The organism is Paenibacillus sp. FSL H3-0286 (genome assembly GCF_045040705.1).
GTDB lineage: Bacteria > Bacillota > Bacilli > Paenibacillales > Paenibacillaceae > Paenibacillus_AQ > Paenibacillus_AQ odorifer.
Genome location: NZ_CP150285.1, coordinates 6442792 through 6466494, shown reverse-complemented (window position 1 = coordinate 6466494; position 23703 = coordinate 6442792). Strand labels below are relative to the sequence as shown.

The window sequence follows — 23703 nt, the reverse complement described above, 5'->3', positions numbered from 1 at the left end:
TCGTTTAAGTACGAGAGGAGCAGGGGCCTTTTTTGCGTGGATTACAACTAAACGTTTCTTTTTTAGAAAAAAATTCGGTTGATCTGCTAATATATAGGCTATAGATATTTATTACTATATTTGAAAGGAAACCCTTCCTGTGAAGAGAGAAACGATATTGTTAGTAGACGATGAGAAGGAAATTGTAGAACTGTTAACGATTTATCTCTGTAATGAAGGCTATAGACTGCTAAAGGCTTATGATGGAATGGAAGCGCTGGAATGTCTGCAGAAAGAGGAAGTTGATCTAATTATTCTTGATGTCATGATGCCTAAAATGGACGGGCTAGCTGCATGTATGAAGATCCGTGAAGAGCGGAAAATGCCAATTATCATACTATCAGCCAAAAATACAGATATGGACAAGATCTCCGGCCTGAGCCTCGGGGCAGATGACTACGTGGGCAAGCCGTTTAATCCTTTGGAGATTGTGGCACGAGTAAAATCACAGTTGCGCCGTTATCACGGATTTAATAAGGATAGTAATACGTTAGGAAACGACAGCAAACTAAGCTTTGAGGATCTGACTATAGATACGTCTAAGCATGAGGTATATGTAGACCAGCAGAAGATTAAACTGACTCCGCGGGAATTCTCTATTCTAGAGCTTTTAGCGAGACACCAAGGTCAAGTGCTTAGCTTGGAGCAAATTTACAATAAGGTATGGAATGAACCCTTTTTAGATGGCGGTAACACAGTGATGGTACATATTCGTAATCTCCGAGACAAAATCGAAATCGATTCGAAACGCCCACGTTATATACAAACCGTCTGGGGAGTTGGCTATAAATTAGACGGACCTTCCTGAAAGGATTAGGTGAGGCTTCTTGAATTCTAAATATATAACGACGATTCGCTGGAAGTTTATGTTTGCTTTTTTGCTGAGTGTGCTTTCGGGCGCTTTGCTGCTCATGGCAGGGTACCAACTCGTCAACTTTATGATCTATCTAAATCCGGCTTCAGAGTCGGCTCCCTATTCACGCATACTGCGCTGGATTATTAATCATATTGGCTCTATGCCACTAATGACAGCAGCGGGTATTATCAGCTTTTTATTATTCTTTTTTATCTACACTCGTAAAGTTGTGCTGTATCTGGAAGAGATCACAAAAGGGATTCGAGAAATTACAAGCTCCGGGATGTCCCATAGAATTGAAGTCAGAACCACGGATGAGCTGGGTGTGCTGGCTGAGAATATTAATGAAATGGCTGAGCGTTTGCAGCACTCCATAGAGGAGGAACGTAAAGCTGTAAATGCGAAAAATGACTTGATCACAGGTGTTTCCCATGATTTACGCACCCCGCTTACCTCTGTCTTGGGCTTTCTGGAATACATCGAACAAGATCGATGTCAGGAAGAAGCGGAAATCCGGTATTACGTGGATATAGCCTACAACAAATCCCTGGTGCTGCGTAAACTGATCGATGATCTTTTTGAATACACACGTGTAAATAGTGGAGAGTACCCTTTGGTTATGCAGAGATTGGATTTGAAGGCCTTCATACGGCAGCTGGCGGAGGAGTCAGTTCCTGAACTAACAAAGGCGGATATGATCTATGAAATCGAGGACGTTGCTGATGAGTTATGGATAGAGGCTTCGCCTAAAGAATTAGTACGTGCTTATGAAAATTTGATTACTAACACGATCCGTTACGGCAGAAGCGGCGGGAAATTGGAGATAGGTTTCAGTAAAAAGGAAAATGATGCTGTGGTCCGTATTAGCAACTTCGGAGAGAGGATTGCGGAAAGTGATATCCCTTTTATTTTTGAACGATTCTATCGGGCAGAAAAGTCGCGTTCACAGCATACAGGCGGCTCAGGGCTTGGACTTGCGATTGCCAAAAGTATCATCGAACGCCACAATGGCGTTATTTATGTAGAAAGTACATCTCTTCGCACGGATTTTATTACCCGTTTCCCATTCTTCATAGAATCTTAAGAAAACTATGGCGGGTTCTTAAGATTTGGAAGTTATCCTTGTGGCACAAGGAGGGAACTACCATGCCAAAACTTCGGACGGTTCGTATCAGCTATTTATATATTTTTATGGGTTGTGCTCTTTTGAGTGTTGCCTTTCTTTTTGTTGTCCAGCGGGCTGTCGCTTTGCTGTATTCTCATTATTCGGGTCAACCAGGAGCCTTTTTTGTCCGGCTTATTCATTGGGTTATTAATCATATGGGTCAAACCCCTAGTGCCATCCTTCTATTTATTCTAGTCTTCGGTGGGCTGTATGTTCTTCGTTCACAGAAAATGGCTGATGATTTGCGCTCGCTAGTGGTGGGAACCTCGGAGCTGGCAGATAAAGGAGTCGCCCAGAACATCAAGGTTCTCTCTGGAGGAGAAATAGGTGAAATTGCTGCTAACCTCAATCGAATGCAAAGAATAGAAGTTCCAGATAGAGGTGCAAGCTCAAAGCGGATAGAGGACACACCAGCAGTAGCTTTATTAATAAGGACTAGGGCGATACTTCGCACTCTCCGTGAGGTTGAAGAGGATGGGGCGGAAGTACATACACTTCTTGCAGCAGCGAATGATGAAGTACGCAATATGGAGCGGTTCCTGGAGAACCTGATTATCGAATCATGAGCAGATGGAATGCACGCACCCGGATATTGCGAGTAGGGTACCTATTATTTGATGTGAGTGTTATTAGTACGGTATTGGTGCTTTTGATTTTGTTCTATGTATACCAGTATGGGGGGATTGTACTTAACCGGCATGAGGATAGGCTGCAATTGCCAGAATCAAGCCTCATCACAGCTTCAGATGGAACGGTTATACGAATGACTCCGCTACCGAGCTCGGGTTATAGGCTTACAGCAGAGCTTGAGGAGATGCCGGCTTTATTAATAGATACCTTTTTAACAGTAGAAGACCGCCGTTTTTATAGCCATCAAGGGGTCGATTATAAAGGGATATCACGCGCTTTCTTGAAAAATATCTTGGACATGAGTTTATCAGAAGGTGGCAGTAGTATTACTCAACAGCTTGCTCGCAATCTTTATTTGAACAGAGATAAGAATATGCTGCGCAAGTTAAATGAAACCTCTATTGCTTTTGCCTTGGAGCAGCGACTGACGAAACGTGAGATTTTGCAGCTGTACCTCAATCAGATTTATATGGGGCGGGGACAATATGGAGTAAAAGCAGCAGCGAAGCGTTACTTCGGCGTGTCTGATCTGAAAAAATTGGAGATCTGGCAAATAGCCACTCTGGCGGGAATCCCTAAAGGCCCTTCTATTTATAACCCAGTAGACAATAGTGCATTATCCAAAACGAGAAGAAATCTAGTGCTAAAGATGATGTTCAATCAGCGACTAATCACGTATGAGCAAATGCAGGAAGCTATGAATAAACAATATCAGCCTCCAGCTGCGGTCGAAAATGGGGTTGCCGGAGTGTATTATGTGGATGCAGCCCTTAAGGAAGCGGCTCAGATCACAGGGGAATCCGTAGAGGAGCTTCGTACAGGCGGCTACACTATAGTGACAGGTTTGAACATCAAAGCACAGCAGGCACTTGAGCAGGCCGTTCTCAAAGAGGCTTCATTTCCACCTGACGGAAAAGATCAGCAGGTAGAAGCAGCTATGACCATAATGGATCATCGTACAGGAGAAGTAGTGGCATTGATTGGTGGGCGAGATCAAAACGAGGGCAATTTGAACAGAGCTATTATTGATGCACGTCAGCCGGGTTCCAGCTTTAAGCCGATCATTGATTATGGACCTGCACTGGAGAGCGGGATATTCAACCCGAATAGTATGCTGTCCGACCGTAAAGTTGCTTATGGCAGCTATAAGCCTGAGAACTTGAACGGTATATACCTAGGTCAGGTCACAATGAACACAGCTTTGCAAAAATCCATCAATGCACCAGCCGTATGGGTATTGAAGCAGGTTGGAATCTCTTCTGCGCGGCAATTTGCCGCTAAATTAGGAATTGTACTGACGGAGGAGGACAATCATTTATCAATAGCTTTGGGGGGGCTTCATAATGGGGTTTCTCCACTAAAAATGGCCCAGGCCTACAGTGTCTTTGCTAGTGGAGGAAAATTTAATGCGGCTCATATGGTGCGCTCCATAACGGATTCAAAAGGGAAGGTCTTGTATACTCATCCCTCTGAATCACGTCAGGTAATCTCGCCGCGTACCGCAGAAGCGATGACGGCTATGTTACGCAATGTTGTTAATGAAGGAACAGGGAAAAAAGCGCAGATGAACAGACCAGTAGCGGGAAAGACCGGTACGACCCAATTGGACTTGGCTGGCGTGAGCAAGAAAGCTAATCGGGATCTTTGGTTTGTAGGCTATACTTCGGAGTGGACAGCTGCGGTATGGATGGGTTTTGATCGTACGAATCAGGATAATTACATGACTGAAGGCAGCGGGAAGGCTGCCGCTCTATTTTCTACAGTAATGAGTAAAGCCTTAAGTGATCATTGAGAAGTTATTGCGCCGCCCATTCTTCTAATTTCTCATCTCTAGGAAGCAGCAAGGCAAGAAACCCAAGCAGCGGGAGGAAGCCGCAAGCGATGAACACTTTAGCAATCCCGATACTATCAATGAGGTTGCCGAGGACTAATGAGCCGATCCCGCCGAGTCCAAAAGCAAGTCCCGTGATCAGACCTGAAACTGTGCCAATGTTGCCCGGATATAGCATTTGAGCATAAATGACGGTAACAGAGAAGCTGGACAGAAGGATGAAACCGCCAATCAGCAGCAATACAGCCGCCCATAATGGACCTACAAAGGGTAGAGCAAGTGCAAAGGGAACGGTTCCTACCATTGATAGTAAGATGAGATTACGCCGTCCAAAACGGTCAGCCAGCGGACCTCCAAAAAATGTGCCCACTGCGCCAGCAGCCAAATACATAAAAATATAGATTTGGGCTTTATCCAGCGTCATTTGATATTTGTCCATTAGATAGAAGGCGTAGTAACTGCCGATAGAAGCGCCATACCAAGACCTAACAAAGACTAGGAATACAAGAATAATCGTTGCTGTTCGTATACTTTTTCGGCGGGCGGGGTCGATTGCCCGTGCTGTTGATTTTTTATGAAAGGTATAACCGGCATCTAGCATTTCTCTATACCAGCGAGCTACATAGGTCTGAACAGCGATTCCGGCAGCCGCGACGATCGTGAAGCCTAGGGCACCAATCTGGCCAAAGGGGATGAACACCCATTTCGTAAGCATTGGACCCAGGGACTGTCCAGCATTGCCGCCCACTTGAAAAATAGATTGCGACAATCCCTTTCGCTGACCTGCCGCCATATGAGCAACACGCATACCCTCTGGGTGGAAGGTGGCTGAACCGAATCCGATCAGGATAACCGAGAATAAGACCAGAAAATAGCTATTGGCATAAGCCAATAGAAGTACACCTAAAAATGTGCTGCACATACCCAGTGGTAATAATATAGGACGGGGTTTACGGTCTGCAGCATATCCAATGACGGGTTGGATTACTGATGACGTCATATTTAAAGCGAATGAGATCCATCCAATCTGGGCGAAAGAGAGCAGTAGATTATCTTTGAGAATAGGGAAGATTGCTGGAATGACTGCCTGTATAGAATCATTAAATAAATGAACAAAACTGACAGCTAACAAAATTTTATAAATCGTTGCCTGCTGCAGATTACGCTGCTCATTGTCCTTGCTGTCTACCTTTGATGCAGCGTCTGTAGGTTTGGTCTCCATTTTGACTCCTCTCTGTACTGATAGTTAAAAGGTAAGATTGGCGAATACGATAAATTCTATTTAGCCACAAATAATGGATGAATGGTATCAATTTGTGTTGTATCGAAGTTATTTATACGAATGATTTTTTTATTTCAAAAAAAGCTTGCAAACTCAATGACAGCATGGTATATTATCTCTTGTGCTTACGACGCATCGCACATACGAAACACAAGCGATGAAGAAATAAGTTGACAAGATAGAAACAAACATGATATACTCTAATTCCTGTGCAAGAGACATTGAATGTCGAAATGCTAGGAGCAAGTTCTTTGAAAACTGAACAAATGGAACACGTTAATTTTTAAAAAGATTCAATTAATGAATCGTCAGTTTCAAAATGAGCATATCGCTCTTTTCAATACTAATTGGAGAGTTTGATCCTGGCTCAGGACGAACGCTGGCGGCGTGCCTAATACATGCAAGTCGAGCGGAGTTATTTTGAAAGCTTGCTTTCAAAATAACTTAGCGGCGGACGGGTGAGTAACACGTAGGCAACCTGCCCTTCAGACTGGGATAACTACCGGAAACGGTAGCTAATACCGGATAATTTCTTTTTTCTCCTGAGAGAAGAATGAAAGACGGAGCAATCTGTCACTGAGGGATGGGCCTGCGGCGCATTAGCTAGTTGGTGGGGTAACGGCCCACCAAGGCGACGATGCGTAGCCGACCTGAGAGGGTGAACGGCCACACTGGGACTGAGACACGGCCCAGACTCCTACGGGAGGCAGCAGTAGGGAATCTTCCGCAATGGGCGAAAGCCTGACGGAGCAACGCCGCGTGAGTGATGAAGGTTTTCGGATCGTAAAGCTCTGTTGCCAGGGAAGAACGTCCGGTAGAGTAACTGCTACCGGAGTGACGGTACCTGAGAAGAAAGCCCCGGCTAACTACGTGCCAGCAGCCGCGGTAATACGTAGGGGGCAAGCGTTGTCCGGAATTATTGGGCGTAAAGCGCGCGCAGGCGGCTATTTAAGTCTGGTGTTTAAACCTTGGGCTCAACCTGAGGTCGCACTGGAAACTGGGTGGCTTGAGTACAGAAGAGGAAAGTGGAATTCCACGTGTAGCGGTGAAATGCGTAGATATGTGGAGGAACACCAGTGGCGAAGGCGACTTTCTGGGCTGTAACTGACGCTGAGGCGCGAAAGCGTGGGGAGCAAACAGGATTAGATACCCTGGTAGTCCACGCCGTAAACGATGAGTGCTAGGTGTTAGGGGTTTCGATACCCTTGGTGCCGAAGTTAACACAGTAAGCACTCCGCCTGGGGAGTACGGTCGCAAGACTGAAACTCAAAGGAATTGACGGGGACCCGCACAAGCAGTGGAGTATGTGGTTTAATTCGAAGCAACGCGAAGAACCTTACCAGGTCTTGACATCCCTCTGAATCTGCTAGAGATAGTGGCGGCCTTCGGGACAGAGGAGACAGGTGGTGCATGGTTGTCGTCAGCTCGTGTCGTGAGATGTTGGGTTAAGTCCCGCAACGAGCGCAACCCTTAACTTTAGTTGCCAGCAAGTAATGTTGGGCACTCTAGAGTGACTGCCGGTGACAAACCGGAGGAAGGTGGGGATGACGTCAAATCATCATGCCCCTTATGACCTGGGCTACACACGTACTACAATGGCCGGTACAACGGGAAGCGAAGCCGCGAGGTGGAGCCAATCCCATCAAAGCCGGTCTCAGTTCGGATTGCAGGCTGCAACTCGCCTGCATGAAGTCGGAATTGCTAGTAATCGCGGATCAGCATGCCGCGGTGAATACGTTCCCGGGTCTTGTACACACCGCCCGTCACACCACGAGAGTTTACAACACCCGAAGTCGGTGGGGTAACCCGCAAGGGAGCCAGCCGCCGAAGGTGGGGTAGATGATTGGGGTGAAGTCGTAACAAGGTAGCCGTATCGGAAGGTGCGGCTGGATCACCTCCTTTCTATGGAGAATCGTTCTCTGCAATGAGAACATTCAAATCGGAAGCTTAGCTTCCACAACCAATTAACGTGTATCCATTTGTTCGGTTTTGATGGAATTTGCGGGGCCATAGCTCAGCTGGGAGAGCGCCTGCCTTGCAAGCAGGAGGTCAGCGGTTCGATCCCGCTTGGCTCCACCAACAAACTTCATCTATTTGTTATGTCTATACACTTGATCCTTGAAAACTGGATACCGAAACGAATTTGCGTTTTAGAACATCTTTTAGCAACTTGTGTAAACAAGTAAATGTTATTAGTGAGATTTTTCTTCGGAAAAATCAAGGTTAAGCTAATAAGAGCACACGGAGGATGCCTAGGCGCCAGGAGCCGACGAAGGACGTGGCGAACAACGAAACTGCCTCGGGGAGCTGTAAGCAAGCTTTGATCCGGGGGTGTCCGAATGGGGAAACCCAGCTGTGGTAATTCGCAGTTACTCATTTCTGAATACATAGGAAATGTAGAGGCAGACCAGGGGAACTGAAACATCTAAGTACCCTGAGGAAGAGAAAACAATAGTGATTCCGTCAGTAGCGGCGAGCGAACGCGGAACAGCCTAAACCTAAGAGCTTGCTCTTAGGGGTTGTGGGACGTCTCACATGGAGTTACAAAGGAATATGGTAGGTGAAGAGGTCTGGAAAGGCCCGCGATAGAGGTAAAAGCCCTGTAACCTAAACTGTGTTCTCTCCGAGACGGATCCCGAGTAGTGCGGGGCACGTGAAACCCCGTATGAATCCAGCAGGACCATCTGCTAAGGCTAAATACTACCTGGCGACCGATAGTGAAACAGTACCGTGAGGGAAAGGTGAAAAGCACCCCGGAAGGGGAGTGAAATAGAACCTGAAACCGTGTGCTTACAAAAAGTCAGAGCCCTATTAATGGGTGATGGCGTGCCTTTTGTAGAATGAACCGGCGAGTTACGTTTAACATGCAAGGTTAAGCCGAGAAGGTGGAGCCGCAGCGAAAGCGAGTCTGAATAGGGCGAATTAGTATGTGGACGTAGACCCGAAACCGTGTGATCTACCCCTGTCCAGGGTGAAGGTGCGGTAACACGCACTGGAGGCCCGAACCCACGTACGTTGAAAAGTGCGGGGATGAGGTGGGGGTAGCGGAGAAATTCCAATCGAACTCGGAGATAGCTGGTTCTCCCCGAAATAGCTTTAGGGCTAGCCTCGGTATAAGAGTAGTGGAGGTAGAGCACTGATTGGGTGCGGGGTCCGCAAGGATTACCAAGCTCAGTCAAACTCCGAATGCCATATACTTATTGCCGGGAGTCAGACAGTGAGTGCTAAGATCCATTGTCAAAAGGGAAACAGCCCAGACCATCAGCTAAGGTCCCCAAGTGTGTGTTAAGTGGGAAAGGATGTGGAGTTGCACAGACAACCAGGATGTTGGCTTAGAAGCAGCCACCATTGAAAGAGTGCGTAATAGCTCACTGGTCGAGTGACTCTGCGCCGAAAATGTAACGGGGCTAAACACACCACCGAAGCTATGGCTAGATACGTATGTATCTGGGGTAGGGGAGCGTTGTGTAGGGGTTGAAGGTGTACTGAAAAGAGCGCTGGACACTACACAAGTGAGAATGCCGGTATGAGTAACGAAAAGATCAGTGAGAATCTGATCCGCCGAAAGCCCAAGGTTTCCTGAGGAAGGCTCGTCCGCTCAGGGTAAGTCGGGACCTAAGGCGAGGCCGAAAGGCGTAGTCGAAGGACAACAGTTTGAAATTACTGTACCACCGTAATCCGCTATGAGCGATGGGGTGACGCAGGAGGGTAGTGACGCGGACTGATGGATGTCCGTCTAAGCAGTGAGGCTGATGTGTAGGCAAATCCGCACATCATTAAGGCTGGGCTGTGATGGGGAGCGAAAATTGTAGTAGCGAAGGTCATGATCTCACACTGCCAAGAAAAGCCTCTAGCCAGGAGAAGGTGCCCGTACCGCAAACCGACACAGGTAGGCGAGAAGAGAATTCTAAGGCGCGCGGAAGAACTCTCGTTAAGGAACTCGGCAAAATGACCCCGTAACTTCGGGAGAAGGGGTGCCCCGGTAGTGTGAATAGCACGAGGGGGCCGCAGTGAAAAGGCCCAAGCGACTGTTTAGCAAAAACACAGGTCTGTGCGAAGCCGCAAGGCGAAGTATACGGGCTGACGCCTGCCCGGTGCTGGAAGGTTAAGGGGAGTGGTTAGGGGTAACCCGAAGCTATGAACCGAAGCCCCAGTAAACGGCGGCCGTAACTATAACGGTCCTAAGGTAGCGAAATTCCTTGTCAGGTAAATTCTGACCCGCACGAATGGCGTAACGACTTGGGCGCTGTCTCAACGAGAGATCCGGTGAAATTTTAATACCTGTGAAGATGCAGGTTACCCGCGACAAGACGGAAAGACCCCATGGAGCTTTACTGCAGCTTGATATTGAATTTGGGTACGATCTGTACAGGATAGGTGGGAGCCGTAGAAATCGGAGCGCAAGCTTCGGTGGAGGCGCCGTTGGGATACCACCCTGATCGTATCTAGGTTCTAACCTAGTGCCCTTATCGGGTACGGGGACCGTGTCAGGCGGGCAGTTTGACTGGGGCGGTCGCCTCCTAAAGAGTAACGGAGGCGTTCCAAGGTTCCCTCAGAATGGTTGGAAATCATTCGCAGAGTGCAAAGGCATAAGGGAGCTTGACTGCGAGACCTACAAGTCGAGCAGGGACGAAAGTCGGACTTAGTGATCCGGTGGTACCGCATGGAAGGGCCATCGCTCAACGGATAAAAGCTACCCTGGGGATAACAGGCTTATCTCCCCCAAGAGTCCACATCGACGGGGAGGTTTGGCACCTCGATGTCGGCTCATCGCATCCTGGGGCTGAAGTAGGTCCCAAGGGTTGGGCTGTTCGCCCATTAAAGCGGTACGCGAGCTGGGTTCAGAACGTCGTGAGACAGTTCGGTCCCTATCTGTCGTGGGCGCAGGAAATTTGAGAGGAGCTGTCCTTAGTACGAGAGGACCGGGATGGACGTACCGCTGGTGCACCAGTTGTTCCGCCAGGAGCATGGCTGGGTAGCTACGTACGGACGGGATAAGCGCTGAAAGCATCTAAGCGTGAAGCCCCCCTCAAGATGAGATTTCCCAATTAGTAAGACCCCTTGAAGACGACGAGGTAGATAGGTTGGAGGTGGAAGTGCAGCAATGCATGGAGCTGACCAATACTAATCGGTCGAGGGCTTATCCTATACGTAGAATGCAGATTCGTTTCGGATTCAGTTTTCAGGCATCAAGCCTGAAATACGCTTAGAAATTCATTGTCACTTCTGGTGATGAACTGAATTTCACGCGGCAGCGTCTGTTTCACAGACGCATGTTTGGTGGCGATAGCGGAGGGGTTCCACGCGTACCCATCCCGAACACGACCGTTAAGCCCTCCAGCGCCGATGGTACTTGGACCGAAGGGTCCTGGGAGAGTAGGACGTTGCCAAGCACAAATAGACCACTGTTGATAACTCGACAGTGGCTTTTTTGCGTCTATTATAGATTGTGGAAAACTTGTGGATAATTCATTGGAATTTGCAGAAAACTTACGCACATGTGGATAGATGATTAAAAGGCAAAAAATCACCAAATGGTGTGGATTAAGTACATATTTATGTAGATCTGTCAACAGAAAACCTAAGTAATACACGGGTTGCTGTGGATATAGTCATATTTATGTGGATAGAGGGATTGATAAGTGGATAATTATTTTAACTTGAATAGAACAAGATTACAAGACTATTTTTAAAACTGCCTAAGGCTGTGGATAACTGAAAAAAGTTCGAAAAATATCCTTATAATTCGCACACAATACACTCTCTTGTTATACTAACCATAAAAGTAAATTCATAAATGATGAGGTGAGTTTTGTGGATATCAGACAGTTGCACTCAGAAGAGTTTGATCTAAGCATGGATTTATCTGAATATGCTTTTCAATACAAGCTGCCTAGTGAGAAAAGGGCGAATGCTAAGGAAAGATTTAAAGCAGAACGCGTATGGGGTGCTTTTGAAGAAGGTACTTTGGAAGCTAAACTTACTCTTCTTCCGTTCGAAGTGTACATACAAGGTAGATTAGTACCTATGGGAGGGCTCGCAGGGGTAGCGACATGGCCAGAGAATCGCAGACAGGGGCATGTGGCAAAGCTCCTGGCGCATACGCTGCAAACGATGAATGAGGCGGGGCAGACATTATCTTTTCTGCATCCGTTCTTGATCCCCTTTTATCGCAAATTTGGTTGGGAAGTTTATTGTGAATATAAGAAATACTCCATTCCTGTTGCCAAGTTTCCCAAGAAGGTTGAAGTTGAGGGCAAGGTAAGACGTGGTGTTATAGATATCGAAGTATTGGACAACTTATACAATCGTTTTGCAGTTAGATATAACGGAACACTTAAGCGTGATTTGGACTGGTGGGAGAGCTCTGTTCTGGATGATGAAGGTCAGACTGCGGTATTTTATTCACAGCTTGGGGAACCTGAAGGATACGTACTATATAAGATAGAAAATAGAGAACTGGTCATTGATGAATTTGTGTTTTTGAACGAACAGGCCCGGCAGGGGCTGTGGACATTTCTTGCGAATCACGATTCGATGTTGACCGGTGCATCGCTAAAACTGGTGCCATCCGATGATATGTTACCTTTTTTGCTGCCTGATCCGCGTATAGAGCAGGAGAATTATCCTTATTTTATGGCGCGTATTGTTAATGCTAAAGCATTCGTGGAGAGTTATTCTTTTAAGCGTCACAACAGTCAGAAGAAACAGGTTATCTATATTGAAGATAAATATGCCCCATGGAATGACGGGTTGTGGGAATGGACTGTCTCCGAAAAGGGAGCAGCAGCTTTCTTGCGTATAGAGGGTGAACGGGATGCAGCTGACTTAAGCTGTGATATTGGTACGCTGACGATTCTAATGTTTGGATATAAACGCCCGGCAGAGCTGGCTCGTTATGGACGTGTGACTGGTAATCCGAGGGCTCTGGAATGGCTCGAAGAAATCATACCGCAAGCTGAAACTGCACTTTTTGATCATTTTTAGAAAATAATTAGGCTCTCCCCTTCGAAAGATGCTGGGAGAGTTCTTTATTTCCGAATACATTCGCTGAAAAAAGTGAAAAATAAGAGAATCCTCTTGGAATTAGCACAGAATATGTTATAATATTAAAAAGTCAAAGAAAGTCAAAGTCAACGCACCTGATGACATACAGTGCGATCCTCTGAATTTGTGAAGTTTTCTTCAGACTTATATGAATGAAGTTCACTAATGAATGTCATTAAGGATGCGGGCGCAAGCGATATTATGAAGCTTTAAAGAGCACTGGAGGATGAGTGATGCGCAATATCTCTGATATTATTGAACAATATCTGAAGAATATTTTGCATGAAAGTCCCGAAGGTACGGTGGAAATCCAGCGAAATGACCTGGCGGACCAGTTCTCATGCGTACCGTCACAGATCAATTATGTTATTAGTACACGCTTTACACTGGAAAAAGGCTATGTGGTGGAAAGTAAGCGTGGTGGCGGGGGATATATTCGTATTCAACGTTTTGAATTGCCGCCAAACGTGGCACTGCATGCCCATTTAAACCATACTATAGGTGGCGGGATAGATCAGAACGCTGCCGAAGGGTTGATTTATCAACTGGAGGAAGCTGGTTTTCTAAGCAAGCGTGAGGCGTGTCTTATGCGCGCTGCTGTTTCTCGGGATTGCCTAACGGTTAAGATTCCATATCGGGATGAGATTCGGGCCAAGATTATGAAGGCGATGTTAATCTCTTTGTTAGGCAAATAATTGTCAATCATAAGGGAGGGGCTTTCGCTTATGCAATGTCAGGAATGTGGCGTCAAGCCAGCAACACTCCATTTCACCAAGATCGTGAATGGAGAGAAGACAGAATTTCATATCTGCGAGAGCTGTGCGCGGGAGAAGGGTGAACTGATCCCGGGAACTGCTGGAGGATTCTCCATTCACAGCTTGCTGTCTGGTCTGCTTGATCTTGAAGGGGCCGGTAAGGAAAAGACGGCTGCTACGAAGACTACGCAGAGTCTGCAATGTGAGAATTGTGGAATGACGTACTCGCAGTTTAGCAAATTGGGTCGTTTTGGCTGCAGCTCCTGTTATAAATATTTTAACAGTGCACTGGACCCGCTCTTTAAACGGGTGCATGGCAGCACTTCGCATGTAGGCAAGATTCCTAAACGTGCTGGAGCACAAATTGTGTTCAAGCGGCAAATTGATGAATTGAAGCTGGAATTACAGCAAAGTATCGCACAGGAGGAATTCGAAACTGCGGCAGAGCTGCGGGATCAAATTCGCCAACTTGAAAAAGAAATGGCACAAGAGTAAAGTCTTTGATATATAGGGGGGATATGACATGTCAAGTCTCCGATTTACTGAACAAGCGCTTAGTGATTGGATGCGCTCGGGAGGCAGTCACTCCGAGATTGTAATTAGCAGCCGTATGCGTATTGCACGTAATTTAGAGCATCTTCCATTCCCTATGCTTGCTTCCTTAGAGCAATCGGAAGAAGTATTAGAGCTGCTGGCCCCTGTGTTTCATGGGGAAACTGCTGCCGTATTCGGATCTTTTCAACTGATAAAGCTTGCTGAAGTGAATGAACTGGATAAAAAGGTATTGGTCGAGAAACATCTCATCAGTCCTAATCTGGCTAATGATTCACGTGGCGCAGCTGTGATATTAAATGAAGATGAGTCGGTCAGCATCATGATTAACGAAGAAGACCATCTGCGGATCCAATGTCTGTTCCCGGGTCTTCAGGTAAGAGAAGCATGGGAACGTGCGACAGCCATCGATGATATCTTCGAATCGGCTGTGAATTACGCTTTTGATGATAAAAGAGGATACTTGACCAGTTGTCCCACCAATGTGGGTACAGGGCTGCGTGCCTCAGTAATGCTGCATTTGCCAGCACTAGTAATGACCCAACAGATCAATCGCATATTGTCAGCAGTGAACCAAGTGGGATTGACTGTAAGAGGAATTTATGGTGAGGGCAGCGAAGCAGTAGGGAACATCTTTCAAATTTCCAATCAGATTACTCTCGGTCAAACAGAAAGTGAAATCATCGAGAACCTTCACAGTGTAGTCACCCAGATTATAGAGCATGAACGAAATGCCCGTGAAAGGCTGCTTGTAGATTCCGCTTTAAGAATTACAGACCGAGTGAAAAGATCTTATGGGATTTTGTGTTACGCTGCTCTAATGGAGCTTAAAGAATCCGCACAACGGCTGTCTGATGTGAGACTTGGGGTTGACCTTGGTATACTGGAAGGCCCTTCGATTTCCGTGCTTAATGAGCTTAACGTTAAGACACAGCCAGGATTTCTGCAAAAAATGTTCGGTGACGAGATGAACGCCACTGAACGGGATATGTATCGGGCGAAACTGCTCCGAGAAACACTGGGAACACAACATTAATATAGATATTTATTATTCATGGAGGTGCAGGAGATATGATGTTTGGAAGATTTACGGAACGCGCACAAAAAGTGCTAGCGCTAGCGCAGGAAGAAGCTGTTCGTTTAGGACACAACAATATTGGCACAGAACATATTTTGCTAGGACTTATTCGTGAAGGAGACGGCATTGCTGCTAAAGCATTAATCGCTTTGGGTCTGGGTCTTGAGAAAATCCAGGACGAAGTGGAGACACTGATTGGCAGAGGCCAAGAACAACCTACGAACATTGCTTATACTCCTCGCGCCAAAAAAGTAATCGAGTTGTCGATGGACGAAGCCCGCAAGCTGGGACATACGTATGTCGGCACTGAGCATATTCTGCTAGGACTTATTCGTGAAGGAGAAGGTGTCGCGGCTCGTGTGCTTAATAACCTAGGCATCAGCTTGAACAAAGCTCGTCAGCAAGTGCTTCAGCTTCTGGGAAGCAGCGAGGCTGCATCCAGTCATAGCGGAACACCTGCTAATGTCAGCACACCTACTCTAGACGGCCTAGCACGCGATTTGACGGCTTATGCCAAGGATGGCAACCTGGATCCAGTTATCGGTCGCAGCAAGGAAATTGAACGTGTTATTCAGGTACTGAGCCGCCGGACGAAGAACAACCCGGTGTTGATAGGTGAACCTGGGGTTGGTAAAACAGCTATTGCTGAAGGCTTGGCCCAAAAAATCATTAATAATGAAATTCCAGAAACACTGCGCGACAAACGCGTAATGACGCTCGATATGGGCTCTGTAGTGGCTGGTACTAAATATCGCGGTGAGTTTGAAGACCGCCTCAAGAAAATCATGGATGAGATTCGCCAAGCGGGGAATATCGTACTCTTTATCGATGAGCTTCATACGCTGATTGGTGCTGGTGGCGCAGAAGGTGCTATTGATGCTTCCAACATTCTTAAGCCGGCTTTAGCCCGCGGAGAACTTCAGTGCATCGGTGCGACTACGCTGGATGAATATCGTAAATATATTGAAAAAGATGCAGCTTTGGAGCGCCGTTTCCAACCGATTACGGTGGATCAGCCATCTCCAGAAGAAGCGGTACAAATTTTATTTGGACTTCGCGATCGTTATGAAGCACATCACCGTGTGAAAATTACGGATGAAGCTATCGTGGAAGCTGTAAAGCTGTCTGATCGTTACATTCCGGATCGTTTCCTGCCGGATAAAGCCATTGACCTTATCGATGAAGCAGGGTCTAAAGTAAGGCTTCACTCTTACACTATCCCGCCAAATCTGAAGGAACTAGAAATGCGCTTGGATGATATCCGCAAGGAGAAGGATTCTGCTGTTCAGAGCCAAGAGTTTGAGAAAGCGGCTGCCCTGCGTGATACGGAGCAAAAAATCCGTGAAGAGCTTGATACGACTAAGAACCAGTGGAAAGAAAAACAAGGACGCACCGATTCTGAAGTTACACCTGAAGATATCGCACAGGTTGTTGCAAGCTGGACGGGAATCCCTGTAAGCAAGCTGAAGGAAGAAGAGACCGACCGTCTGCTTAACATGGAAGCTCTGCTGCATGAACGAGTGATTGGTCAGGACGAAGCTGTTAAGGCTGTCAGCCGGGCATTGCGCCGGGCGCGTGCGGGTCTTAAAGATCCGAAACGTCCAATGGGCTCCTTTATCTTCCTCGGTCCTACGGGTGTAGGTAAAACTGAGTTGGCACGTGCGCTTGCTGAAGCCATGTTCGGCGATGAGAATGCGGTCATCCGTATTGATATGTCGGAATACATGGAGAAGCACTCCACGTCCCGTTTAGTTGGTGCCCCTCCTGGATATGTCGGCTATGAAGAAGGCGGCCAATTAACAGAGAAGGTACGTCGTAAACCATACTCTGTAGTACTGCTTGATGAAATTGAAAAAGCACATCCGGAAGTATTCAACATTTTACTGCAAGTGCTTGAAGATGGTCGCCTTACCGACTCCAAAGGCCGGGTAGTTGACTTCCGCAATACACTTATCATTCTGACCTCTAACGTAGGCGCACAGGCAATCAAGAAGAATTCAACGCTTGGATTCACGGCTGTGCAAGATGCAGGAGCAGAATACGGCAATATGAAGGGCAAGGTTATGGAAGAGCTCAAGAAGAGCTTCCGTCCAGAGTTCTTGAACCGGATCGACGAAATCATCGTCTTCCACTCACTCGATGAGAAACATATCGCTGAGATCGTTACGTTGATGTCTGATGAGCTGCGCAAGCGCCTGCGTGAATATGATGTTGATTTCGTACTCACGGATGCAGCGAAGGCCTTCTTGGCTAAAGAAGGTTATGACCCAGCCTTTGGTGCACGTCCATTGCGCCGGGCAATTCAGAAGCATATTGAGGACCGTCTTTCTGAGGAATTGTTGAGAGGAAATATCCAAAAGGGTGATTCCCTCAATATTGATGAGGTCGGCGGAGAACTTGTGGTGACTAAAGTGGACGCTCCAGTAGCGCCAGCGCTTGAAAAAGAAGTAGAATCCGAATAAAATAAACAAGGCTTTCGCTCCTTATTTATAGAGGAGCGGAAGCTTTTTTTATTGGAAATAGATCAATTTAAAATATACATTTAATGCAAATACCGAATGACCTTTCGTTAAAGGGGTAGAAATGGTAAACTTTCATTAGAAGAAAATGATCCGAATTGTAAACAGTTCGGACCGTAAGGAGAACAAATGGCTAAAGCAAAAACAAAATTTTTTTGCACCGACTGTGGATACGAATCGCCAAAATGGTTCGGGAAATGCCCAGGGTGCCAGGCTTGGAACTCCATGGTGGAGGAAACGGAAAGCGTAGTCAAAACACAGGGAATGAATGCCCCTATTTTTCATAGTAAAGAAAAGGCACAGTCGATCATAAGTATAGAAAGTGACAAGGAACCGCGCATACTGACAGGTATAGGTGAGCTTAACCGTGTTCTCGGTGGGGGGATCGTACCAGGATCGCTGGTACTAGTAGGGGGAGACCCAGGAATCGGTAAATCTACGCTCTTATTACAGACCTCGCACGCCCTTACAACACAGGGATTGCGAGTATTGTATATCTCGGGCGAAGAATCGGTAAGGCAAACTAAGCTGCGCGCGGATCGCCTCGATGCGTTGTCAACGGAGCTTTATGTACTATGTGAGACAAATATGGAAAGCATAGAAGAAGCGATCGAACAAATCCAGCCACAATTTCTTGTCATCGATTCTATTCAGACCGTATTTATGCCAGAAGTAACGAGTGCGCCAGGCAGCGTGACCCAGGTTCGGGAGTGTACGACAAGATTTATGCGTATCGCTAAGATTCGTGGAATTGCAACAGTTCTCGTTGGTCATGTTACCAAGGAAGGGGCTATTGCTGGACCACGGATGCTTGAACATATGGTGGACTGCGTGCTGTATTTTGAGGGTGAGCGGCATCATACGTATAGACTTTTGCGGGCTGTAAAAAACCGCTTTGGCTCTACGAATGAAATCGGCATTTTCGAAATGGGTGAAGCGGGGCTTACCGAAGTAGAGAATCCATCGGAGCTCTTTTTATCGGAACGTCCGCTTGGCGTGGCTGGTTCTACTGTGGTGGCAAGTATGGAGGGAACTAGACCTGTGCTTGTAGAACTTCAGGCACTTGTTGCTGCCACCCACTTCCCTTCCCCACGGCGAATGTGCACAGGCATGGATCACCAGCGGATGGCACTTATTATCGCTGTACTCGAGAAACGGATGGGCATGTTCCTGCAGAATCAGGATGCATACCTTAATGTTGCCGGGGGAGTAAAGCTGGATGAACCGGCGATTGATCTAGCTGTAGCTATTAGTATCGCCTCCAGTTTTCGTGATATTTCAACAAAACCTTACGACGTTTTCTTCGGAGAAGTAGGACTTACCGGTGAGGTAAGAGGCGTTTCGCGCGCGGAAATGCGCGTTAAGGAGGCCGCAAAGCTTGGCTTCCGGCGGGTGATTATGCCTGAAAAGAGCATGAAGGGATGGAAGCACCCGCAAGATATCCAGATTATTGGCGTCAGTACCGTAGCAGATGCACTATCGGTCGCGTTAGATTAGGGGGCACAGGGATATGAAAGAATATAACCAATTAGAGAATATGAATGATCTGCTCAGACTGGCGGCACCGGGTACACCTTTTCGGGAAGGTTTGGAGAATGTGCTGCGCGCTAAGACAGGGGCACTTATTGTCGTAGGGTACAGTCCTGAGGTGATGGACGTAGTGGATGGCGGATTCTCCATTAACTGCGATTTTTCGCCCAATTATTTATATGAGCTAGCTAAAATGGACGGAGCTATTATTCTAAGTGAGGATTTAAAGCGTATATTGTATGCTAATACACAACTTATACCGGATTCTTCTATCTCATCCATCGAGACGGGGATCCGTCACCGGACCGCGGAGCGGGTAGCGAAGCAAACGGGTAAGCTGGTGGTTTCCATTTCACAACGCCGCAATATCATCACGCTTTATCAAGGCTCGATACGTTATGCACTCAAAGAGATCGGGGCTATTTTGGCAAAGGCTAACCAAGCGATTCAGACACTTGAGAAGTATAAAGCAGTGCTCACGCAAGGACTGACGAATTTGTCAGCTTCAGAATATGAGGGCATTGTTACCGTTGCTGAAGTAGTGGGTGTTATCCAGCGTGTAGAGATGGTTTTGCGCATAAAAATGGAGATCAAACGCTATATCAACGAATTGGGCAACGAAGGACGCCTGATCAGCATGCAGATGGAAGAACTGGTTGGAAATACAGAGGAAGAAGCATGGCTTCTATACAGAGACTATGCTAAGGAAGAGCAGGAAGATAAAATCCGTGAAATTATCGCCGGTCTCAAACGGATAAGCGATGATGATCTGATGGATGATAACCATATTGCCCGTATACTGGGTTATTCCTCTACGGCAATTACCTCTGAAGAAGTGGTGACTCCACGTGGTTATCGCCTGCTTAACAAAATTCCGCGGCTTCCGAATGTGATCATTCACAATCTGGTGGAGCGGTTTGAAATGCTGCCTAATTTGATGTCCGCAAGCATAGCTGAATTGGATGAAGTGGACGGAATTGGGGAGGTGCGGGCCCGTAATATTCAGGATGGGCTCAAACGTTTACAGAAGCAAGTTCTTATTGACAGGCAAATGTAAATAACATACAATCACGTAATATTGGGGACGTTAAAGGCCAAAGTTAGAAAATTGAGGTGAAGAAATGATACAAAAATCAATTCCGAGTCTTTTTACGATAGGTAATTTGATGCTCGGAATGTTTGGTATCATGATGGCGTTTGACGGTAAGATTAGCATGGCCGCTATCATGGTTATTATTGCTATGCTGTTAGACGGCTTAGATGGTCGAGTAGCTCGCGCTCTAAAATGCGAAAGCGAATTTGGCAAGGAGTTGGACTCCTTATCTGATGTCGTTTCTTTCGGAGTCGCACCGGCCGTTATTTTGTACGTCTCAAGCCTGCAGGATTTAAACTCTGCATTAGGCTGGACAGTAACTGCAATTTTTCCGGTGTTTGGTGCTTTGCGCTTAGCCCGTTTTAATGTTCGTCCGGGGGTTCCGGGTTATTTTATCGGTTTGCCAATTCCTGCTGCAGGTGGTGTACTGGCCACATTAGCTCTTTTTAATAAAGATGTTTCGGCTCCGTTTATGATCGTTGCTACACTGCTCTTATCCTATTTGATGGTCAGCACTGTTAAATATCCTAATTTTAAAAAGATTGGATTGCCGAAAAAAGCGGTGGTTGGAGCGCCAGTGGTTATTGTTGTTGCAGTGGCTGTAGCTGTTGTGTTCCCAGAGCAAATCGCTAAGCTGATCTTTGTCTTACTTGGAATTTATGCATTATACGGCTTTAAGCAAAATATTGATCGGTTGACAGCCAGACGCCGTCATCGTCGTCGTAGCCGTTCAGAGGATAAAGTGTATCACTCCAAGAACGGTTAATCGGTCCATAAGGTAAGGTAACTGAATAAATTATGACCAAAGGTTTTGTCTTCCCTAGGGGATGGCAAAGCCTTTTTGCATTTCCAGCGCTACCCCAAGTTTATCGTCTTGAAAATTGGAACATACTGGTGAGGAATAGATCCATTTAGGATGAATAAAAAGGAGGTGCGTTAGGTTATGTGGAAAAAAGTGATTTTGTCTTTTGCCTTAATATGTGGTGCTTGGTCAGGTTTTTCGCTATACCATGCGCTCGAAAGAGGATTCCCCAAGGGGATGGAAAAGCTGGGTGAAAGCTTACCTGTAGAAGGAAGCATTTTATTTACGGTGCTGGGTGCCATTATTTTTTTGTTTGCGGGGTCTTTATGCGCGGAATGGGGAGGTTCAAAACTGCGGGAGGCGGTTCACTACTGTTCGCGTATTCCAATGAATGAATTAGCTGCAAGTGCAGCTGGGCTTACAGGGGGGCTTCTGTTATCTCTCCTGTTATACCCTGCAATGATCTGGCTTGGGAAAGCTGGGCAGCTGCTGCAAGTGCCAGCTACGTTGGCTTTTGGATATCTGGGGCTGCGGATCGGTTTGGAGAAAAAAGAGGAGCTTGCTGCGCTGTGGACATCTGGACGCTGGGGCCAAGCGGCTGAGCCGGAAGGCCGCGGGCTTGAGGAACATAAAATTCTCGACACAAGTGTTATTATCGATGGAAGAATCGCTGACATTTGTAAGACGGGATTTATTGAGGGAACCATTGTCATACCTGAATTCGTGCTTGAAGAGCTCCAGCATATTGCTGATTCTTCGGATCTGTTGAAGCGGAACCGGGGACGGCGTGGGCTTGATATTCTCAATAAAATTCAAAAAGAGCTTGATGTGAAGGTATTGATCTATGAGGGAGATTTTGAAGAAATCTCTGAGGTTGACAGTAAGTTAGTGAAGTTAGCGAAGGTACTCCAAGGTAAAGTAGTCACTAATGATTTCAACTTAAATAAGGTTTGCGAATTGCAGGGTGTTTCCGTTCTGAATATTAACGATCTGGCGAATGCTGTGAAGCCTGTAGTGCTGCCTGGTGAGGAAATCGTAGTTCAGGTCATTAAGGATGGCAAAGAACATGGGCAAGGGGTAGCCTACTTAGACGATGGAACGATGATTGTTGTAGAAGGCGGACGTGAATATATCGGGACTACGATGGAGGTTCTGGTCACTAGCGTGCTGCAAACTTCGGCTGGCCGAATGATATTTGCTAAGCCAAAACTTTTGGAAAAAGCGCAATAAGTGAAGATAAAGTGTATGGGGACTGTCCTATGGGTTGGAAATGCCCGCCAAACACGTTATGATGGGATTATACGTGAAAGACAGGAGCCAGATTAATGTCAAACAGTGTGGGCGTCGTCATTGTGGCGGCAGGCAGAGGAACGCGAATGGGAACTGCGGAGAGCAAGCAATATTTGTTACTGCAGGGGAAGCCGATTATCGTTCATACGCTGGAGGTATTCCAGCAGCACGAATTGATCTCTGAAATCGTGCTCGTAACCGGTGAAGAGGATATTGAACGCTGCCGGGAATGGATACAGCTCTATAAGCTGGACAAGGTTAAGGCTATAGTAACTGGTGGATCTGAGCGTCAGCATTCCGTACATAAAGGGTTGTTGAAACTTACGACACAGTGGGTAATGGTACATGATGGTGTTCGTCCGTTTGTACAGCCGAATGAAATTGAGGCTTGCTACGAACGAGCGAAGCAGATGGGTGCTTCGGTTCTTGCTGTACCCGTCAAGGATACGATCAAACAGGTGGATAATGAAGGACAGGTACTGTCTACGCCGGATCGGCGAAGTCTGTGGGCGATTCAAACCCCGCAGACTTTTCGTCTTTCTGATTTGCTGGAGGCTTATGCAGCGGCAGAGCGGGATGGCTTTCTGGGCACCGATGACTCCAGCTTGGCGGAGCGTGCGGGGATTCCGGTTTCTGTGGTAGAGGGAAGCTACAGAAATATTAAGATTACGACACCTGATGATTTGGATTATGCAGAATTCACAGAAAGAAACAGGGGAGAGGGACAATCATGATCGCTGTAGGACAAGGATTTGATGTGCATCAGCTGGTAGAGGGCAGGCCTTGTATTATTGGGGGAGTTACGATTCCTTACGAAAAAGGATTGCTTGGGCATTCCGATGCAGATGTGCTGCTGCATGCAGTTAGTGACGCGATTCTAGGCGCACTTGGACTTGGTGATATTGGCAGACATTTTCCGGATACAGATCCAGCCTTTAAGGACGCAGATAGCTTGAAGTTATTAGAAGAGGTATGGGCACTTGCTCGTGAGCGAGGATATAAGCTGGGAAATATCGATTCAACGATTATCGCCCAAAAGCCTAAGATGGCTCCGTACATTCCACAAATGACCGAGATTATCGCACGTGCGCTTAATGCCGACCCGTCCAAGGTGAATGTTAAAGCTACTACAACTGAGCAGCTTGGTTTTGCCGGACGCGGCGAAGGAATTGCCGCACAATCTATTGTCTGTCTACTCCAAGATGTGATATCATCTTGAGATGGTCTAAGTAGT

General features: G+C 46.7%; 16 protein-coding genes, 1 tRNA gene and 3 rRNA genes. 19 read left to right on the top strand and 1 reads right to left on the bottom strand.

The window, feature by feature from the left end; all coding sequences use genetic code 11:
- Positions 1–139 precede the first annotated feature (139 nt).
- The 4 genes from MHB37_RS28970 (at position 140) to MHB37_RS28955 (ending at position 4482) form a co-directional block, all read left to right on the top strand.
- Positions 140–847, top strand: a complete 708-nt coding sequence (locus MHB37_RS28970) for a response regulator transcription factor (RefSeq protein ID WP_036678667.1) — start codon at positions 140–142, stop codon at positions 845–847.
- Between the two features lie 19 nt (positions 848–866).
- Positions 867–1979: a sensor histidine kinase gene (locus tag MHB37_RS28965; RefSeq protein WP_405168764.1), complete on the top strand. Its 1113-nt coding sequence runs from the start codon at positions 867–869 to the stop codon at positions 1977–1979.
- A gap of 62 nt (positions 1980–2041) precedes the next feature.
- Positions 2042–2626, top strand: coding sequence for a hypothetical protein (locus tag MHB37_RS28960; protein ID WP_405168763.1), 585 nt, complete (start codon positions 2042–2044; stop codon positions 2624–2626).
- A 53-nt stretch (positions 2627–2679) separates the two neighbouring features.
- Positions 2680–4482, top strand: a complete 1803-nt coding sequence (locus MHB37_RS28955; RefSeq protein ID WP_405168762.1) for a transglycosylase domain-containing protein — start codon at positions 2680–2682, stop codon at positions 4480–4482.
- A gap of 4 nt (positions 4483–4486) precedes the next feature.
- Here MHB37_RS28955 and MHB37_RS28950 read toward each other — a convergent pair whose 3' ends face one another.
- Entirely contained in the window at positions 4487–5743 is a 1257-nt protein-coding gene (locus MHB37_RS28950; protein WP_405168761.1) for an MFS transporter, read from the bottom strand.
- A gap of 404 nt (positions 5744–6147) precedes the next feature.
- Between MHB37_RS28950 and MHB37_RS28945 the strand changes: the two genes are divergently transcribed.
- The 15 genes from MHB37_RS28945 to ispF all read left to right on the top strand — a co-directional run bounded on the left by MHB37_RS28945 (position 6148) and on the right by ispF (position 23688).
- Positions 6148–7705 (top strand): 16S ribosomal RNA (locus MHB37_RS28945).
- A gap of 101 nt (positions 7706–7806) precedes the next feature.
- Positions 7807–7882: transfer RNA gene (locus tag MHB37_RS28940), tRNA-Ala, on the top strand.
- A 142-nt stretch (positions 7883–8024) separates the two neighbouring features.
- Positions 8025–10951: ribosomal RNA gene (locus MHB37_RS28935) — 23S ribosomal RNA — on the top strand.
- 128 nt (positions 10952–11079) lie between these two features.
- Positions 11080–11196: ribosomal RNA gene (rrf, locus tag MHB37_RS28930) — 5S ribosomal RNA — on the top strand.
- The 16S, 23S and 5S rRNA genes sit together here with 1 tRNA gene alongside, the layout of an rRNA operon.
- A gap of 421 nt (positions 11197–11617) precedes the next feature.
- Positions 11618–12790 carry an enhanced intracellular survival protein Eis gene (eis, locus tag MHB37_RS28925; RefSeq protein ID WP_405168760.1) on the top strand — a complete coding sequence of 391 codons (1173 nt, stop codon included), beginning with the start codon at positions 11618–11620 and terminating at the stop codon, positions 12788–12790.
- Positions 12791–13083: 293 nt separating this feature from the next.
- The gene (locus MHB37_RS28920; RefSeq protein ID WP_036680465.1) at positions 13084–13545 is read left to right on the top strand and encodes a CtsR family transcriptional regulator; all 462 of its coding nucleotides are present in this window, start codon (positions 13084–13086) and stop codon (positions 13543–13545) included.
- Positions 13546–13575: 30 nt separating this feature from the next.
- On the top strand, positions 13576–14100 hold the full coding sequence (locus tag MHB37_RS28915) for a UvrB/UvrC motif-containing protein (RefSeq protein ID WP_036680467.1): 525 nt from the start codon (positions 13576–13578) through the stop codon (positions 14098–14100).
- Between the two features lie 28 nt (positions 14101–14128).
- Positions 14129–15193, top strand: a complete 1065-nt coding sequence (locus tag MHB37_RS28910; protein WP_076218760.1) for a protein arginine kinase — start codon at positions 14129–14131, stop codon at positions 15191–15193.
- 35 nt (positions 15194–15228) lie between these two features.
- The gene (clpC, locus tag MHB37_RS28905) at positions 15229–17697 is read left to right on the top strand and encodes an ATP-dependent protease ATP-binding subunit ClpC (protein ID WP_036680471.1); all 2469 of its coding nucleotides are present in this window, start codon (positions 15229–15231) and stop codon (positions 17695–17697) included.
- A 186-nt stretch (positions 17698–17883) separates the two neighbouring features.
- Positions 17884–19251: a DNA repair protein RadA gene (gene radA, locus MHB37_RS28900; RefSeq protein WP_036680472.1), complete on the top strand. Its 1368-nt coding sequence runs from the start codon at positions 17884–17886 to the stop codon at positions 19249–19251.
- Between the two features lie 13 nt (positions 19252–19264).
- Positions 19265–20341 (top strand): DNA integrity scanning diadenylate cyclase DisA, encoded by a 1077-nt coding sequence (gene disA, locus MHB37_RS28895; protein WP_036680475.1) that lies wholly within the window; start codon positions 19265–19267, stop codon positions 20339–20341.
- 64 nt (positions 20342–20405) lie between these two features.
- The gene (gene pssA, locus MHB37_RS28890) at positions 20406–21143 is read left to right on the top strand and encodes a CDP-diacylglycerol--serine O-phosphatidyltransferase (RefSeq protein ID WP_036680477.1); all 738 of its coding nucleotides are present in this window, start codon (positions 20406–20408) and stop codon (positions 21141–21143) included.
- A gap of 177 nt (positions 21144–21320) precedes the next feature.
- Positions 21321–22409 carry a PIN/TRAM domain-containing protein gene (locus tag MHB37_RS28885; protein WP_036680481.1) on the top strand — a complete coding sequence of 363 codons (1089 nt, stop codon included), beginning with the start codon at positions 21321–21323 and terminating at the stop codon, positions 22407–22409.
- A gap of 95 nt (positions 22410–22504) precedes the next feature.
- Complete coding sequence (gene ispD, locus MHB37_RS28880) at positions 22505–23203, top strand: 2-C-methyl-D-erythritol 4-phosphate cytidylyltransferase (protein ID WP_076130021.1); 699 nt, start codon at positions 22505–22507, stop codon at positions 23201–23203.
- Entirely contained in the window at positions 23200–23688 is a 489-nt protein-coding gene (ispF, locus tag MHB37_RS28875) for a 2-C-methyl-D-erythritol 2,4-cyclodiphosphate synthase (RefSeq protein ID WP_036680486.1), read from the top strand. Before ispD ends, ispF begins: the two co-directional genes overlap by 4 nt.
- The last annotated feature ends 15 nt before the right edge of the window (positions 23689–23703 follow it).